Annotated in this window: 10 protein-coding genes; 3 read left to right on the top strand and 7 right to left on the bottom strand. The window is 41.8% G+C overall.

Going from position 1 to position 17,893, the window contains the following annotated elements; genetic code table 11:
- The 3 genes from GO495_RS15340 to GO495_RS15330 form a co-directional block, all read right to left on the bottom strand.
- Positions 1–678, bottom strand: coding sequence for an HAD hydrolase-like protein (locus GO495_RS15340; RefSeq protein WP_157300597.1), 678 nt, complete (start codon positions 676–678; stop codon positions 1–3).
- 92 nt (positions 679–770) lie between these two features.
- Positions 771–1,349 (bottom strand): helix-turn-helix domain-containing protein, encoded by a 579-nt coding sequence (locus GO495_RS15335; protein WP_157300596.1) that lies wholly within the window; start codon positions 1,347–1,349, stop codon positions 771–773.
- 49 nt (positions 1,350–1,398) lie between these two features.
- Positions 1,399–1,881: a DUF1905 domain-containing protein gene (locus GO495_RS15330; protein ID WP_157300595.1), complete on the bottom strand. Its 483-nt coding sequence runs from the start codon at positions 1,879–1,881 to the stop codon at positions 1,399–1,401.
- A 49-nt stretch (positions 1,882–1,930) separates the two neighbouring features.
- Here GO495_RS15330 and GO495_RS15325 point away from each other — a divergent pair, with 49 nt between their 5' ends.
- The gene (locus GO495_RS15325; protein ID WP_157300594.1) at positions 1,931–6,283 is read left to right on the top strand and encodes a ubiquitin carboxyl-terminal hydrolase family protein; all 4,353 of its coding nucleotides are present in this window, start codon (positions 1,931–1,933) and stop codon (positions 6,281–6,283) included.
- A gap of 116 nt (positions 6,284–6,399) precedes the next feature.
- Positions 6,400–8,688, top strand: a complete 2,289-nt coding sequence (locus tag GO495_RS15320) for a glycosyl hydrolase family 28-related protein (RefSeq protein ID WP_205691275.1) — start codon at positions 6,400–6,402, stop codon at positions 8,686–8,688.
- Positions 8,689–8,724: 36 nt separating this feature from the next.
- Here the strand turns inward: GO495_RS15320 and GO495_RS15315 are convergent, their stop codons facing one another.
- The 4 genes from GO495_RS15315 to GO495_RS15300 all read right to left on the bottom strand — a co-directional run bounded on the left by GO495_RS15315 (position 8,725) and on the right by GO495_RS15300 (position 16,570).
- On the bottom strand, positions 8,725–9,255 hold the full coding sequence (locus GO495_RS15315; RefSeq protein ID WP_157300593.1) for a DinB family protein: 531 nt from the start codon (positions 9,253–9,255) through the stop codon (positions 8,725–8,727).
- Between the two features lie 224 nt (positions 9,256–9,479).
- The gene (locus tag GO495_RS15310) at positions 9,480–11,234 is read right to left on the bottom strand and encodes a RagB/SusD family nutrient uptake outer membrane protein (protein WP_157300592.1); all 1,755 of its coding nucleotides are present in this window, start codon (positions 11,232–11,234) and stop codon (positions 9,480–9,482) included.
- 5 nt (positions 11,235–11,239) lie between these two features.
- Complete coding sequence (locus GO495_RS15305; protein ID WP_157300591.1) at positions 11,240–14,254, bottom strand: SusC/RagA family TonB-linked outer membrane protein; 3,015 nt, start codon at positions 14,252–14,254, stop codon at positions 11,240–11,242.
- A 471-nt stretch (positions 14,255–14,725) separates the two neighbouring features.
- Complete coding sequence (locus tag GO495_RS15300) at positions 14,726–16,570, bottom strand: hypothetical protein (protein WP_157300590.1); 1,845 nt, start codon at positions 16,568–16,570, stop codon at positions 14,726–14,728.
- A 162-nt stretch (positions 16,571–16,732) separates the two neighbouring features.
- Between GO495_RS15300 and GO495_RS15295 the strand changes: the two genes are divergently transcribed.
- Positions 16,733–17,710: a hypothetical protein gene (locus tag GO495_RS15295; protein ID WP_157300589.1), complete on the top strand. Its 978-nt coding sequence runs from the start codon at positions 16,733–16,735 to the stop codon at positions 17,708–17,710.
- Positions 17,711–17,893: the final 183 nt, after the last annotated feature.

Genomic DNA, 17,893 nt, shown 5'->3' with positions numbered 1-17,893 from the left:
TTACAGGCTTGCAATTGTTACCACATCAGCAATATCATCTATTATGTGAGTAGGATTATACAAGGCCAGTCCCTCGCGGGAGAAGATGCCGGTAGTAACGCCTATAACATACCTGCAACCTGCATTTTGTCCTTCCCTGATATCCACTTCTGTATCCCCCACTTTCATCACTTCCAGTGGATCTGAGATCTGCAATGAATGCATCATCGACCGGATCATATAAGGATGCGGACGGCCTTCCGGCACCTCGTCTGAGGCTATCAGCAGATCAATCAGTTGTGTCTTTTCCCATTGAAGGCGATCAATAATAATGGAGGCTATATTGCGGGAAAATCCGGTGTTTATACCCACGCGGATACCTGCCTCCTGCAATTTCCTGAAGGTGGCCTCCACATTGGGCAGCGGTTGCAGTTCAGCCGTTTCGTAATACCGCATCATCTGTTCCATAAACGTCTGGTGAATGGATTTTACCAGTTGTTCTTCTATTGGCTCCGGAGCGTTTGCTTCCAGCAATTGCCTGATAGCAAATGCTTTTTCATACCCCATCAGCGGGTCTATCTTGTCCAGGGAGAGATGATAGTCAAAATGACTGAGTGCTGTCTGAAATACCTTGCTTACTTCGTGATTATCCTTTAAAGTGGTGCCTGCAATGTCAAAAACGGCCAATTTTATACCCATAAACGTTGTTTAGTATTACCCTACATACAGAGCAGCAATACTAAACAAAGTTTAGCTAAAGTAAACAAATCCAATATTAACTTAAGATTATGCTATTTACCCTGTTCAAAGAAATAGATGGCTAACATGGACAGTTTGCCTTTCCCGATATTACGGGGACTATGAAGAAGACGACCATCAAATAACATAGAGTCGCCTGCATTAAATTCGATTTCCTGGTCCTCAAAAATGAATTTGGCCTTTCCTGATATAATATACTTATACTCATAGGCTTCTGTACTTATAAGCGGACGCTTCGCTTTTTCATCCAGCTCCAGTAGCACGATATCAATAGTGGAATTTTTAATAGACTGGGTAAAGATGCGATGATAATGAAATCCTTCTGCCTGTTCTTTTTCAAAATATTGATATTCCTCTCTACGTTTAACAAGGATAAGGTTCTTGTCACGTTTCGTAGTAATTTCGCTAAAGAATCTATCCAGGTTAATTTCCAGAGATTTTATAATATCGATCAGTACTATCAGTGAAGGAATTGTACGACCATTCTCTATTTGTGATATCAAGCCCTTGCTTACATCAGCTTTATCAGCCAGCTCCTGCACTGTAATACCCTTTTCACGACGAAGGTCTTTTATACGATTACTGATCTGAATCAGAACATCTTCTTGCATGGAAGCAAATATATTACAAAACTCTATTAAAACTAATGGGCATTATTCATCATGGCTTATCTCTTCCTATAAACCTACCTTTCCCCAATAAAAAATTAATGGCATTATCCACATTTCTATCTACACTCACTTCCGTTTTCAGATGAGCTATATACCGGACAATTTCAAGTTGTAAAGACGGACGTAAATTATCAAATATCTTTTTTGCACGCTTGTTTTCATGTAGTGCCTTTACCAATTTTGGATGAGGATGTATCGTTCTGTCTGATGGATCAAAATCAATCGTCAGGTGTACGCTCTCTCCTATTCTATTGGGTGAATTTTTAAGCATCGACGTATTAATATACAGTCGCCACGAACCACTATACTTTACCAATGTCTGTTTATAAGGCAAATCGTTGATCGCACCACGAACAGGGATGGCCCCTTTGTCTTTCCCTGCCTGTTTAAAAATATCGGTTAAAATGATTTCAGGTACAAATACAAATGGATTTATTCCGATAATCTCTATATCAGCTGTGAATGTGTGCATTATTGTTTGTTGATTTCCTTTACTATATTACAAAATATTTCCCTATACAATGAATCCTGAACTGTCAAATGCCAGACAAAGTGATACCCCCTCCCGTGCAGCCGCACAAAACGATAGTTCTTCAGGATTATCCCGGCCGGCAGTTCAGCCAATTCAAAAAGCGCTCAAAGACGGACCCGATGAACCCGAAGAGTATATAAAAGAACCCATGTTCCCGAAAGAAAGGGACAATGCCATGATATCCCCCTTTCAATTAAAGCCCGATAATAGTTCTTCCACGAAGCAGCGGCAACTGCCACAGGAAGCCTGGCATGTAGTACAGCAGAAGCAGGCCATAGTGCAACGGAAAAAGATAGTAGTGACAACTTCAAAGGCTTCTTATAACTGGGGGAATACCGGAGAAATCGATCATAAAGATTTATTAAGATTTATACGAAGAAGAGATATAGAGGACGGTTGCATCAATATTAGTGAGGAGGATATATTCTATATAGCAATTGATGATTTAATATCCTCCATAGAAGGTGCTATTGATGACGATGAGCGTATAAATAAAGAGTTGGAATACCTGGTATCCGAACTGGAAAAAATAAGAGACGGAGATGAGCAGGAGGAAGTGGAGCCAATAAAAGACCTGAAACGCAAAAGAGAGGACCAGCAGGCTACATCAAACAAAGAGGGCAAAATATATGCAGAGGAAGATATTAAATCCCAGCGTGCACGAAATGCGGCAACCCGGGCCACGGAAGATACTGATATGGACATTCAGCAGCAATCTCCGGAAGAACCATTAAAATTCGTCGCCTGGAATGCCAATCATTTTGGAGAAGGGAACAGCTTGCAGGAGGCTGAAATAATTGAACATATTAAGAGTCTCAATTCCAAAGAGATCATTGAAAAAATAAACGGCGAGGGTAGTAAATTTAAGGTGAGCAACAAAAAACAAAAGATCGAATATTCCGCCCCTGAAATAATAAATTATCTGCAGGTACTGGATGCTCTTACAGAGAAGCTGCCTTCTTATGATGAAATCAGCAAAGTAAATCAATTAATGAATGCAGCCGGTTCTCTTGGTTATATTTTCAAGAGACTGAAAGAGGAAGATCCATTCTATACCCCAAAAATCCCCTTAATATCAGCCATCACCGGCGCATTAAAAAAGCATTATATGATGGCGCACTCCAGCCATTTGATGGAGGTGCATCCCAACCTTATCATGGGATTCAATGAGGTAGGAAAAGGAGTGGAATTCATGCAGGAAACACTTGAAGACAAGGAAGATCTGGATGGAGGTGTTAAAGTCGAAAAGGGGCCTAAATTACAAGCAGTTTCTATAAACGTGACAAAGCTGAATGAATCCGTAGAATGGTACAATGACATGTTCAAAGAAGAGCTTGGAAAGAATAAGCTGGCACCCGTTGAATTGAAAAAAAAATATACCGATTCAGATTATGAAGAACAGTTCAAAGCATTCAAAATGATAGGGATGCCGGACGACCTTCTAAATAAATCACAAATAGAGTACTACCCTATTGTTTTCAACTCGGGTAAATATGAATACAATGGCTTTATCGCTGTTTCCGGCAATAATGTTGAAACAGATACCGCTGAAATAGATTGGACCAAGAACCCTTACCTTTCCGATTATGGTAAATTCCGTCCTATTGTGGTCCACAAATTGCTTAGAAAAGATAAAGAAGGGAACACTCATGGAAATGGAATTTGGTATGGCATGGTACATACAACTCCAAGCGGGAATGAGTTTGACAGAAGAGACATTTATGAAGGACAATTACAGGAAGCTTTACCTAAAATAAAGGCCCTGGCAGAAGCGGATAATGCGCAGTTGATCATAGGCGGAGATTACTATATCGCAGAAGAAGCACTTGTAAAGACCCCTTCCACTTTAAAAACTGAGGGCAATAAATACAAGAACAAATCTGATAATGATTTTTCCAGAACAGCGAAAGAGATCGAGGATAATAAATTGAAATCCAATAGCCCGGTCGGATGGTCTGATAATTCCCGGAGCTATTTTACCGGAACAACGCAGGGTGTAAGAAATTTGATACATCCGGAATCCCGTGACCCATATAATTATAAAGGCAACCTTGAAAATGAAGAACTGGCGTCTGCAAGGTCAGTAACCGGTACAAATAAAACCGACCTTGGTCTTCAAAGCGCTGACTATTTTATAGTTGATCCGGCAACCTCCAAAACCCAGCGGGCAGCAGTGATCAATCCTGTTACCGGGTTACCTTTCCACCTGGAATCTGAGGATAAGGAATTATCAAATGCATGGTTCAGCTTCAGCGACCATGTCCCTGTCATGCTTATAGTATCCGCAGAAAAGAATGATAAGAATGTAGATAATGCATTCCCTTCCAATAAAAGCTATTTTAACAATACCCCTGATAATTTAAACCCTTTTGATCTTAAATTCCTGCAAGTCTCCAATGCCAGGGCCCATGCCATAAATAAGGAGGTTGAAATCCCGGCAGAGATGGAGGATGCGTACAATAGTATGCTGGAAAAGCGAAAGTCAGGTATCTATACGGATGAGGATATGACAACACTGACCAAATTAAAAGAAGCATTCCTTCGGCAGGATGAAAGCAAAGAATCCATTTCCATGGAAATGTTCGAACCATACCAGGCAAGCAATGCATTTATTACCACTATACTTTATCAGATATGGTCTGATATATATGAACTTCAACTGGATAATGAAGAGCAGGAATTACTGGACTTCATTCAGGAAGCTCGCATGATCATCAAGGAAGATAAAATAAATGCTGCTTATAGTATTTCTGAGAATAAGGATGCAGAAGCTGCTTCGTTGTTATCTAAATATTTGGGCGGGGAAAATCTGAAAGAAATTGACAAATTATATAAAAAAGAGAAGCGCGATAAAAAAGACGTAACAGCGTTCATTCAATTAAAGAAGAAACTGCAACAGGACTTACTGGATAAAATTACGGAGAGAATAGGCCAATATAAAAAAGAAGTAGAAAAAGATTCGCTGTTCAATGAGAAGGACCAATATAACAATTTTATAAAAAACTATATCCTTCTTGGAGACATTATAGGCAAGAATGTTATTATGAGCAATGACCGGAAACATGAAAATGACGATGCTGATGACGAGCCACATGGCTCATTTGCACAAGGAGGAGGTATCCCCAATAACGGAACTGATTGCTTCATAAATGCAGTATGTCAATTACTCTCTTTGCCAGCATACAAGTCATTGCACTTAGATAATACAGTACAAAATTTTATACAAAAAGTAATAAATAAAGAGGAGATTAAAGATACAGAGGTTAGCACATTAAGATCACATCTGATCAATTATAAACAGATAAATACAGAAAATGAACAGGAAGATTCCGCGGAGCTATTAGGAAAACTGATGGATAGAATTGATCTGGACCCTGAGCGGGATAAGGCGCTACTGGAAGAGATCCAGGTAATGTATAAAAAATACTTTAAATATACGGCAAGTAACAGGCGCACTATTCTGGAATCAGACAATAACCCTGAATTCCAGAATAAAGTCAAAGATGATAATCCCGCACAATGGATTGATGGTAAGAACACAAGTGCACCGATTACCGAAAATGTGCTTAATATACCTGTAGCTAATACAGAAGGATTGATAGATTGGCTGAACGCAACAAAAGAATTTGTGTTCAATCCGGATTATGACAACCTGAAAACCGTAAACTGGGCGCTCGTAGACGGAGTATGGCTAAGTCTGCGGAAAGTAGCGGAAAAAACAATATTCTCCTATTTACCGGCTGTTCTTACTATCGCATTGAGCAGGTTTAACAATGACCTTACTAAAATAAACAATCCATTTAAAATGCCCGAAGTATTCGAATTGTATGAAGAGGGGGATGATGGGATTGTACGAAAAAAATACACGTTGAAAGGCTTCATATACCACCGTGGCAAGACTCTTCAGGGAGGACATTACTGGGCCCACAGGAAAGATGATGAAGGCGGGTGGAATAAAGCGAATGATGAGAATGTCAGCCCATCAGATATGACGGATAAAAATACCGAAGGCGCTTTCATGCATGATATTAATAATGGGTATATCTATACTTATGTACTTTCCGAAAGAACGAATGTAAAAGAAACCGGAGAGGCAAAAGCATTGGCTGAATATGAAAATTCAGATGATGATGAGAAGCAGAACGAAAATAACAAGGATGAATGGTTTACAAATGCCCAAAAAAATATAGCATCCTATAAAGCTCTGCCGGAAAAGAAGCAGGATAAGTGGTCTGATCAATACAATGAAGATGAACAGATGGATGATGACAGCGTAGTACTGTTTGATGACGATGATTTCAATAGCGACGAGGACGTGGATGCTGAGGAATTCAGTGAGTAGGAACCAACTCCCTCATTCAAGTAATAAAACCAGGCTTAAATAAGCATAATTTGCATTCACACAATGTGTTACTTCAACACAACGTTATATCGCTGACTTTAAACCTGGTGAATACAATGAAAAAATTGCTGTTCTTCTTTATGTTGCTGACTACCGGCGTATATTCCCAGACCAGATTATTCCAGGTCACAACAGCTGCAACGAACCCTGGTGATGCCGTACTCATAAGAGGCGAATACCTGGATAAGATCACGAAAATACAGGTGAGTCGCCTGCCCGACGATAACGTTGATAATATATTGCCTGCATATGTTCCGTTACCCAGGGAAGACGCCGGACCAGATGATGGTGGCACAGATAAGAAAGTAGCCCCCTTAGATAATAAAGGCATTACGGTCGAGGCCCTTCAACGCAATACACAATCCGTTAAATTCATTGTGCCATCCAGCTATCAGCAAGGCGTGTACAGTGTCAGATTAACAGATAGTGACAACCACATCACCGGCTTTAATGTCAATGTTCCTAAAGTGAACTGGGTGATCAGTGAAGAGGGATTAAACATAACTGCCGGAGGGAACCTGCGTATCCAGGGAAAGAATTTATACAGGAAAGGTGCTAAAGGTCAGATCGTCATCATTTCTGCAGATAAAAAACAAGTCATAAGAGCAGCAGTAGCCAATGCTTTTGACGACTTCTCCGTCAATGTAAATATTCCGGGTAGTACTCCTTCGGGCAACTACAACTTATATTATCATAACGGATCAGGTGGAAAAACAGCCTGGAGCGCTCCGCTACAGGTAACTGTTGTGAACCCCTCCACAAATAAATGGGACAAAAAGACTTTCAACGTAAAAGACTATGGCGCTAAAGGCGATGGTGCAAATGATGAAACGGCCGCCTTCAATGCTGCTATATCCGCTGCCAAACAACAAGGTGGCGGAACTGTATACGCTCCTGCGGGACGTTATATGTTAACAGATGCACTCATCCTCCCACCTTTCACCCTGCTTAAAGGTGCTTCCAAAGAAACAACTCAGTTGTTCTGGAACCCAGCCAACTGGGCGACCGGCAAAATGCCCGCCAGTCTTATTAGCGGCTCCCATCATTTTGCCATCAAAGACCTCAATATATTAGCTACCAGGGCCTGGGGTATCATTATGCTAACCGGGCCTGTTCCCGAACAGGGTAATATCACCCTCGAAAACCTGGTTGTTAAACAAAGCGTTGAACCGGAAGTATCCTCCTTCATGGCAAGGGCCAATGTGGAGGCTGCTAAAGCAGAAATAGACAGCAAATGGTTCAAAACCGGGATTCTACTGAGAGGGAGCAACTTAAAAGTCCGGAACTGCTCATTTAATTGTAGTGGCATGTACAACTTCGTTGCTGCCAGTGGCTTCATACAACATTGCAGGTTTGAAAAGAACGGAAGCGACAAAACCTTTATGGCCATCCATCCTAAAGGCTTAATATTTGAAGATTGTTATAAACAGATGAACGGTTATGGCTATGCCACCTCCATCGATGAAAGCAATAATCTGTACGAGGCCAGGAACACCATCCCCTTCAACTATATCAATGACCGGGAAGTGATGACCTTCGATGGTGGCAGTGGTGCCTATGCAGGACCAGTGGCCGGTGTAAAGGGTAACACCCTTACACTCCCCTCCGGCGCCGTTACCAACCAATGGACACCTAATAAATGGATAGGGGGCGGTGTATTTATCCTCGAAGGGAAAGGAGCCGGTCAGTACAGGCGGATCGTCAGCCATACCCTGGATGTTATCCAGCTTGACCAGCCCTTCCTGGTAGATCCCGATGCAACCTCTGTGATCAGTATCACCACCATCCGTAAAAACCTGTTTTTTATCGATAATGACGTGGCTGATGGTGGCGCCTATCAATTCTATGGCTCCGCAGAGAACTGCGTGATTTCCGGGCTTAAAATGCGCAGGTGCATTGGTATAATAGGTCGTGGTTCCCTTATTTATAAAGGGCGGCAACCTAACTGGTACACGGATATTGTTAACTGTGAATTAAATGAAGGGAATAATAACATTCCAAAGATGGCTGTGAAAACCAAAGTATCCAGTTATCAGAATATCAATATCGTTGGCTCCGGTGGTACGGCTATGAATATCGGCACCCTGGTAAGACGTAATAAATTATACGATTTCAGCTTTATCCGTACTTCCCCGGGAGCAAATCCCAATGCCATCACCGATGTCATTATTGAAGATAATAGCTTCACGAATGCGGATAAGGCCATTTCCCTCGGAGGGTCAGGCAACATGAGTTCCAACATACTCATTCACAATAATCACTATAAGAATGTGAATAAACAGGTGGATGTCAATACGGCATTGAAACCAGACAGCTATCTGATACTACAGGATGGTGTGAAATAATAAAAGAGGTACCAGTGAGTACTGGTACCTCCTCGTCTAGAATAATTTTTCCTCTGGTGGTTTCACACCGGCCAGACGAAGATAAACGGTAGTCTGACCCCTATGGTGAGTCTGATGTTCGAATCCCTTGGCCAATGCCATTTCTTTTGTTAAATCAAATTTATTAAAAAGCTTTATCTTCTCTCCTAACTGGGCAGGTGTCATTTTTTGAATGTTGCTGATGGCAAAATCATAACTTTCCATCACTTTTTTTGTTACATTCTCTTTAGTCTTGGCACTGTTCTTTTCTAATTCTCCGGGGCCTGTCGGGCTTTTCACATCTATAGCAGCAGCCACCAAACCATAATTGGCATCTGCCAGATGCAGCATTTGTTCCGCAAAAGAACGCATTTCAGGCGTCGGTTTCAGAGAATACCCAGACTCTGGCATTGCATCCAGGTATTCCTTTGTATAGACCTTGGCTCTCTCCCATTCCTTTACTATCTGATCTGTGGATTCCTGTGCCCGGGCCAGATTGACAAAACTAAAAATAAAACATAGCGTAGCTAAAAGATGAGTTGCTTTCATAACGTTTTTTTTAAGTGATTTACTACATAAAACAGAATAAATGCTCAATAGTTGAGCAATTGATGTTATTATAATACAAAAATATAAAATAGATACCCTTATTGGGGCGGAAGATATATTTGTTCCCTGGGAAGCTATTATAAATTTACAAAATCCCTATATAAAAAGGAAGGTGTACCAAAACTGGTACACCTTCCTTTTATAATATTATTGAAGAAACTTCTCTAGTATTTATCATTCTGCGTAAATGCTTTCGAAGCATCCATTGCCGACTGCGGGATCGGGAAAATCCTGCGGTAAGGCTGAGATGCTGCTTTAGCTGTGCCAGCGGCATCAAATTTACCGAAACGGATCATCTGTTTCCTTCTGTACATTTCCCAATAAGTCTCGTAACCTATCTCATTGTAAAGCGATTGCTCGTCAAGCGTAGTAATAGCTACACCTGGTGCATTGGCATACAGCGCTTCACGTGTTCTGCTGGTGCGTAACTTATTGATATCTGCCATTGCCAGATCTGACTGACTTTTACGGAAATATGCCTCAGCACGTAAGCAATAAATAACACCTAAACGATACAGCGGAATATCTACATTGCTGGAACCATTATCCTTTTCAGGATCGAATTCGAACTTGAATATACGCACACCACGGTTGATCTGTGCCTGGGTGAAAACAGCCTGCGCAGGATTGTCAAAATTAAGCTCAGGAGTAAAATCAACCGGAAGGGCCGTATTCTTTTCACAATAGAGCATTGATACTTTGATACGGTTATCAGCTGTCATCTCGAAGCCACCGTTTAGCAGCTTAGGTCCGTACTGCTGTCCTGCAAGGAGACCACGGTTGAAGTGGAACCAGGGCACGGTACTACCTACTACTGTGCTGGTAGCCGGTACGCTTACATCTGTACCGTCGTTCATGAACCAGGTACCATCAGCATACTGATAATGTCTGGAAAAACGTGGATCATCATGTTTCCCGTCCCAGGTAGCATAAAATTCAGGAGTGGTACATACTGCGTTGGTACCCCTGTTAAGTGGAGAAGGTTTCTGATTCCTTTCCATAGGCATGTAGGCAAAATCGTTATCACTGTTTCTCAGGGTATTGATGTCCTGCGATACTACGAAAATCAGTTCCGGTCTGCCGGCATTGTCTATATCGAAGTTCCTGAAATAATTGCTTTCCAGAGAGAACTGCGGGTTGTCAATGAGCAGGGAGGTATAATAGATCACCTTGTCCATATCAGTACCATTGTTATCAACTGCTGCTTCCAGGAAGTCGAAGCCGCTGGTAGAATAACGATTTTTAAATACTGCACGGTTCATGTACATATCTGCCAGCAAAGCATAGGCAGCCTGTTTGGTGAATCTGCCGTTATGTGTATTCTGTTCTTTCAGGTTAGCCAGATCAGGCAGTATTGCTTCTACTTCTTTGATCAGTCCATTGATGGCTGTATCAGCCTTTTTCACTTCCAACGGAGCATCTGCAACGAAAGGGTTCTTATATGGGGCCTGTCCGAAAAGGTCCAGTGTATGGTAAGTGTAAAATGCCAGCAACCCTCTTGCTTCTGCAAGGAACAGCGTTTTATTGGCAAAATTCTGTGCGTTATTGACGCTGCTGATCGCGGTCAGCGACTTGGTAATACCACTGTTCAGGTTATTCCAGGTATTGGTAAGCACGGAGTTATCCGGTCCCCAGGTAAACTCATGAACGGCACGCCAGACACCACCATCTCCCCAGTCACTACCACGTGTAGGCAGCAATGCTTCATCCGTTGAATATTCCTGTAACCCGAACACATTACCATGGTCCACAAAAGTACCGTCTCCCATTTGTCCGTATGCTGCTGCGATAGCATTTTCCGGATTTGAATTATTAGAGCCTAATACCTCGTCGATCACTTTTTCGTGCAGGTCTGTACATCCTACCATTGCCACAGTAAGGAAGATACCCGCTAATTTATGTAGTTGTAATGATTTCATATTTCTTAAAATTTAACCGTTGCGCCTAAAAGGAATGTTTTTGCAGCCGGATAGGTGGTATAATCGATACCGAGGGACTGATTACCGCCTGATGTCTTCGTTGTATTAACCAATGGATCGTAACCGGAATAGCCTGTGATGGTCAGCAGGTTCTGTGCGCTCACGTACAGGTTAAACGATTTCAACCAGGTCAGTCTGTCGCATGTAAAAGTATATCCGAGACGGACATTGTTTAAACGAACGAAATCAGATTTTTCCAGGTATAAGGACGACAACTGCACAGGGTTGGTAGTGCTGGCCTTCGCTTCGTAATATTTCCTCAGTACGTTACGGTCAGATGCCAGACTGTTGATATTCAGGTCCAGCGCTGTATTGTTAACGAGGTATCCTCCTGTTTGTCCGATGAAGGAAAACGAAAAGTCAAATTTCTTATAACGCATCTGGCTGTTCAAACCGAAGTTGAAATTAGGGATAGCGCCTTCGAAAATCTCTCTGTCATTGGCATTAATGACACCGTCACCTGTTTTATCTTCGAAAATGTCCTTACCATCCTTATCATAACCCAGGTGTTTCAACATATAGAAAGAACCTGCTTCATAGCCATTCTTATAGATGTTTGCGTTCACACCGGAAAGGCCGGGACCGGATATGCTACCGGAGTAAAGTTCAGAAACCGGAAGGTCTTTGATCTTGTTGGATAATGTAGATCCATTCACGTCCAATGTCCAGCTGAAATCCCTGGTGCGGACCAGTTGTGATCCCAGCATGATCTCAAATCCTTTGTTTACGATCTGGGCATCTACGTTCTTCCATACGGTAGTCGTAGGACTAAGCGGACCGGAAGGAATATTCAGGATAGGATTCTTAGTGGTTTTGTTATAGTATTCCAGTGAACCGTACAACTTGTTTTTCCAGAAACCGAAGTCCACCCCTACATTGTACTGTTCTACCAGCTCCCATCTGAGGTCCGGATTAGCAGTACGGTTTACGGTAGTACCGTTCACCAGGTTGAGGTTGTCATACAGGTAATACCCTGCGCCTGTAGACAATGAGTAACTGGCCTGTGTGATCTTGTTAGGTACTTCCTGGTTACCTGTCTGTCCCCAGCTGGCACGGAGCTTCAACTCCTGTATAGCATCCATGTCTTTCATGAAGCCTTCACGGTTTATTGCCCAGCCTAAAGCTACGGAAGGGAAATACCCGTATTTCTTGTTCTCACCGAAACGGGTAGAACCATCTGCTCTTAAAGAGGCTGTAAACATATAACGACTGTCGTAGTTATAGTTCACACGTCCGAAATAAGATTGCAGTTCGTTTTCCTGTGCATAACCACTTGGACTGGTTGCTGTTCCTGCATAACCGGGATTGTATTCAGGATCTACACCCTGTCCCTGTTTGGTGATACCGATCATGCCGAAAGTAGTACCGGAGAACTTAAACTGCTGGTAGGAAAAACCACCCAGTACTTCAAACTGATGCTTATCAATAGAATGATTATACGTCAGGTAATGTTCCAATAATGTAGATAAAGAAGACAGGTTATTCTGTGCATAAGCACCGTTTGGCTGTCTGTCCGTTACGTTCGGATAGATAGTGGAATTACGCTCTGAAGTGGATTTATCAATACCATAGTTAAAACGGTAATTTAATCCTGGTAACAATCTGAGGGTAGCTTCGATGTTACCCAGCACACGGAACGTATTCGTTTTGTCATCATAAATGCTCAGCAGATAAGCCGGGTTGTAATGTGCATTCATGTTGAAGTTGGTATACCCGCCTGTTGAATCACGTAAAGAGCGTGTAGGATTTGCCATCAGGGCATGTATGATAAGCTGACCATCTGAACCGGCAGTATTACCGTTCGGGATAGCTGTTTCATTGATATCGCTGGCTGTCAGATTCATCTTAACGGTCAGGCGTTTCTCATCAAAAAACGACTCCTCGGCATTCAGTCTTGCAGTGGTCCTTTTGAAGCTGCTTTTTTCTACGATCCCATCCTGGGCCATATGGGAAAGTGATGCCAGGTAACTGCCGGTAGCGGAAGTTTTGGCAAAAGACAGATTATGGTTCTGTACAAAACCATTGCGATAGATCACATCCTGCCAGTCGGTATTGCCACCATGATCATAAGCCGGATTTACCAATGCTTTACGATATTCATCAGCATTCAGCACGTCCAGTTTTTTTATCACTTTAGAAGTACCTAAATACGCATCGTAAGTCAGTGAAGGACCACCCTTGCTACCACGTTTGGTAGTGATCAGTACCACACCGTTAGAACCTCTTGCTCCATAAATAGAAGCAGCAGAAGCATCTTTCAGGATGGTGATAGTTTCTATATCACTGGTGTTCAGGAAGTTCAGTGGGTTTTTAGGTTCAGAGCTACCCAAGCCGAAGTCCGGCCCACCTGCGCTCACGTTATCATTACTCAACGGCACACCGTCCACTACGAAAAGTGGCGTACTACCGCTCCTGATAGACCCTACGCCACGGATGAATACGTCCACACCGGCTCCAGGTTCACCACTGGATTGTGCAATGCGTACACCAGCGACCTTTCCCTGCAGCATGTTATCAACAGAAATGTTGACACCCTGCTTAATATTATCAGCTTTTAACTGTGTCAATGCACCTGTTACATCTGCTTTGGTCTGGCTACCATAACCAACTACTACCACCTCTCCTAACTGACTATTGCTTAATTGCAGTGTCACATTCAGGGTTTTGGTACCGGCTGTTACTTCCTGTGAGGTGTAACCGATGGAAGAGATAACCAGTTTTTCACCATTGGCTACCTCAATACTAAATTCACCGCGCTCGTTCGTCGTTGTCACCTTATTGGAGGTCAACGATTTCACGGAGGCGCCGGGTATCGGAGTGCCGTCTGAGCCAACGACCACTCCCTTTACAGGTTCCTGCCGGGCTACCTGGTAATAGTTACGATGAGATGCCTCATGGGCCATGGAAGGGCTTACGGCCGAAAGCCATACCGCGACCATTAAAAGAAATTGATTGTTCATTTCAATCTTATATTACGGTTGATGTTAAAAGGCATACTTAAATTATGACCTGCTGGTCATTTTTCCTGATGATTGGATCATCAATGTATCATTATCATTGCGAAACGTGAGCTGCCCCAAAGCTCTCAGTATCAAACATAGACGGCACACAACTTATCTTGTTGCGATTAAAACTCATATAGGTGACGTGTCCTTTTTTAAACAGGGTGCAATGATAAGCAGCTTTTCAGAATTTGTTGTTAACTCAAAGTTATGTTTACTTTAATAAATTAAGCGCATTTATTAATGATACACGTTTACAGGGAGCTGGGTATCCCTATTAGTCTTTTCAAAAAAAATCAGGCTGTCTCAAAAGTAACTAATACATCTTCGATATGTTTGCGGCAAAACATAATAGGCTCCGTTAAGAGCCTTTTTTTGTGTTTACAATTACTTTTGAGACACCTTGTTTTTTTTAACAGTCTCAATACTTCACCCCCATATCCCCTGCAGGAAACCATTCAGATCTTCCCCTTTATCCAATCCGAGTTTCTGTTTAACTCTGTACTTGGCCATACGAACGCTCTTCGCTTCGATATTCATCAGTTGGGAAATCTGAACAGTATCCATTTTGAGATACAGATAAGCGCAAAGTTTTAAATCAAGCAGACTTAATTTCTTTTCTGCCTTCTCATTGATCAGGTTAAAAAAATCAGGATGCACCTGTTGTATCTGCAATTTTGCCTGTTCAAAATCACTGTCAAGTGACATCTCTTCTCTTAATATTTTCTGGATGTTCACAGGATCTCCGGTGGTTAACTGGTCCTTTATCTGCAACAGCATCTGGTTCTTATGTTCCAGTTGCAATACATTCGCCATCGCTTCTGTTTTCAACTGCTGTTGCTGGGTTTCCAGCAATTGCTGTTCAACCTTCAGTCTTGCCTGCTCTTCTTTTTCCAGCTTTATCTGCAGCTCAGAATCCAGCTTTTCAAACTCAAGACGTTTTTCCCGTTGCTGGGAATAGCGTAGTTTAAAATGGTAAGATTTGAACACAAACAGTAATGCGAATAAGGAGGCTAAAGCAATACAGCCATACAAATAGTTTTGCAGCCTGCGATTATGCTCCCGTTCTTTCAGTGCACGCATTTCCTCATTCTTCCGCTCCGTTTCATATTGTATTTGCAGCTTCTGCGCATTCAATGCCTGCTGCTCGTTGAAATTCTTATTACTATATAATGTCACTTCCTTTTGAAAATCCAGCGCTTTTTTATACAACCCTTTCTCCCCGTAAAAATCAGATAATGCCTGCACCACATTGATCATCGTATGGTAATAAGGGAGTTCTTCTGCTTTCATCAGCGCATAGGCTTCCAGGAGATAGTTTTCCGCAAGCCCATCGTGCCCTTCTCTTCTGGCATATTCACTGAGTATACCCAGACTGCTCGCCTGAACTTCCCGGCTGCCATCTACATTATTCATGATCATTCTGGCAGTATTCGCATACTGCACCGCCTGTTCTTTTGCCTCTTTATCTGTTGCAGGAAAATATTTCAAATAATAATCAGCAATATTGATACAGGCAATACCTTCTGTATAATGCGCCACCTGCCCCGGATATTTATCGTACAACATTTCAGACTGATGCAGATAAAATAAAACACTGTCAAGCTCAGGTTTACTTTTAGATGCATTGTAATTATACTCATGCGCTATCGATAACGCCGTATAACAATTGCTCAGGAGATTATAATCTTTTATCAGTAATGCATTTTCAGTTGCCTTCCGGGCATAAATATTTACCAGCGAATCATCATTCCATTTGGAATAGACCGTATACAACTGGTAATACATCTTGGCTGCAACATAAGGGTCCTTTACCTTTTCTAATTGCTTTAAAGCCAGATTGCAATATTTCACTACGGCATCTGCATCATCCAGTGTTTTATACAGCCATACAATTCCATAGTAAGCATAAGCCATTGCTAAAGGATCATTGGCCTTTTCTGCAAGCGCTAAAGTAGAATCGCTGATCGATTTCAAAGCGACTAATTCCCGGGTATTGGCTTTTACATTCGTTATTAAAGTATATGCTTTAACGGCATCCGTATAATTCTTATTCCGCAAGGATATATTAATAGCCTCTCTGGCCCTGACCTCCGCCTGCGTATAGTTTTTATTGATCCGGTATATTTCGGCTAATTGTCTTAATAAAACAGGTTTTTCCTTTTCACCCAATGCAGGATTATCAACAACTGATTTTAAACTATCTGCCAACATAACCTGTGAAAAGCTGCCTAATGGCATAAACATAAAAAGAATCAGCAACAAAGATTTCATAGACGCTAAAATTACAAGCCTTATGCCAAAAACAATTACAACAATCTGTTATTAATCTATAAAGATATAATAATCATTATATTAAACAAGGTGTAGACGTATTGTAGATACCGGAATTTAGAAACCATCTGTACATTTGAAACAGCCATCAATCTTAAAAACATGAAATACCTGTTCCCCGCATTCTCACAATTGTTTACGCTTTTTTTTGCGATCCCCTTCCCCATGCTTTTATATTACGATATCAAAAATGAGAATCCGCCTGATCTTGCAGGAACAAACCCCTGGATAGCATTGGGCCTTGTCGCATTATCAATGATGCTCTGGATATTCCTGCTGACAACATATTTCCGTAATTGGATATTATCCGTTTTCAGGCTAAAGCATAATATGGAATTATTAAAGAAAGATGGTGTCCTCCGGGAGGCAACCATCCTCGACTCAGCAAAAATCCCCAACAAGAACGCTGAATATAACACCTATGAACTTACATTATCCTTTAAAAACCTCGTAAATACAGAGATCACACAAAAAACGGCTGTAAATGATATCAGACCTGATGAACACCGTTTTGAGACCGGTAAAAAAATCGACCTGCTTATTGACAGTCAGATGAAACGTACCCCTTATTTTATGTTTGCTACTTCAGAAGCCAGTATCAGGAGCGGAATAATGCTATTGAGGACCGGAGGCTTGTTAGTATGTTCAATACTGGTTGCCGGCTATTATATTTTTTCCTACCAACTGGAAAATGATGGTGCAGGATGGCGTTTTATGAGCTTCGGTCATCCCCTGCTTATTTGCCCCCTGGTGCTCCTTTTTTACAAGTGCATAGCGCTGCTTATCGCAAAATTTTCCGGCAACGCTGCGGATCAGGCATTCATAAAGTTTAAAGGCATACGGACAACTGCAAAAGTACTCCACGTGGAAGAGACCGGCACCTATATTAATGAACAACCCATGATACGATTTGAACTGGAATATACCGATGAACAACAGCAGGCACACAGGACCAGCTTCAAAAAAATAATAGGTCTGCTCAAATTAGATCTTGCCCGACAGAAAAACATAGACATTTTTTATCTCAAAGACGATCCTGCACGCATTGCTTTTGCCGAAGATCTGGATAACCTCAATTAAATACAATGAAGTACACAATATTGATGCTCTGCATTATTACATTCTCTGGCTGCAAACAAATATCCGGGAGTGTGGAAGCAACATTCCATCCTGCTGATTCTGTCATAAACAAAGAGAAGCCATCTGATGAATATACTAGCGACACAATTACCATCCATACATCAATTTCCATCAGTTCTTATG

This window comes from Chitinophaga oryziterrae (assembly GCF_009758125.1).
GTDB lineage: Bacteria > Bacteroidota > Bacteroidia > Chitinophagales > Chitinophagaceae > Chitinophaga > Chitinophaga oryziterrae.
Note: the sequence above shows the minus strand (reverse complement) of the source record. Positions and strands in the feature narration are given on the sequence as shown.

Bases quoted from the DNA above. Each gene is read 5' to 3' on its own strand.
- GO495_RS15340 (WP_157300597.1), bottom strand. From the start codon at position 678: ATGGGTATAAAATTGGCCGTTTTTGACATTGCAGGCACCACTTTAAAG.
- GO495_RS15335 (WP_157300596.1), bottom strand. From the start codon at position 1,349: ATGCAAGAAGATGTTCTGATTCAGATCAGTAATCGTATAAAAGACCTT.
- GO495_RS15330 (WP_157300595.1), bottom strand. From the start codon at position 1,881: ATGCACACATTCACAGCTGATATAGAGATTATCGGAATAAATCCATTT.
- GO495_RS15325 (WP_157300594.1), top strand. From the start codon at position 1,931: ATGAATCCTGAACTGTCAAATGCCAGACAAAGTGATACCCCCTCCCGT.
- GO495_RS15320 (WP_205691275.1), top strand. From the start codon at position 6,400: ATGAAAAAATTGCTGTTCTTCTTTATGTTGCTGACTACCGGCGTATAT.
- GO495_RS15315 (WP_157300593.1), bottom strand. From the start codon at position 9,255: ATGAAAGCAACTCATCTTTTAGCTACGCTATGTTTTATTTTTAGTTTT.
- GO495_RS15310 (WP_157300592.1), bottom strand. From the start codon at position 11,234: ATGAAATCATTACAACTACATAAATTAGCGGGTATCTTCCTTACTGTG.
- GO495_RS15305 (WP_157300591.1), bottom strand. From the start codon at position 14,254: ATGAACAATCAATTTCTTTTAATGGTCGCGGTATGGCTTTCGGCCGTA.
- GO495_RS15300 (WP_157300590.1), bottom strand. From the start codon at position 16,570: ATGAAATCTTTGTTGCTGATTCTTTTTATGTTTATGCCATTAGGCAGC.
- GO495_RS15295 (WP_157300589.1), top strand. From the start codon at position 16,733: ATGAAATACCTGTTCCCCGCATTCTCACAATTGTTTACGCTTTTTTTT.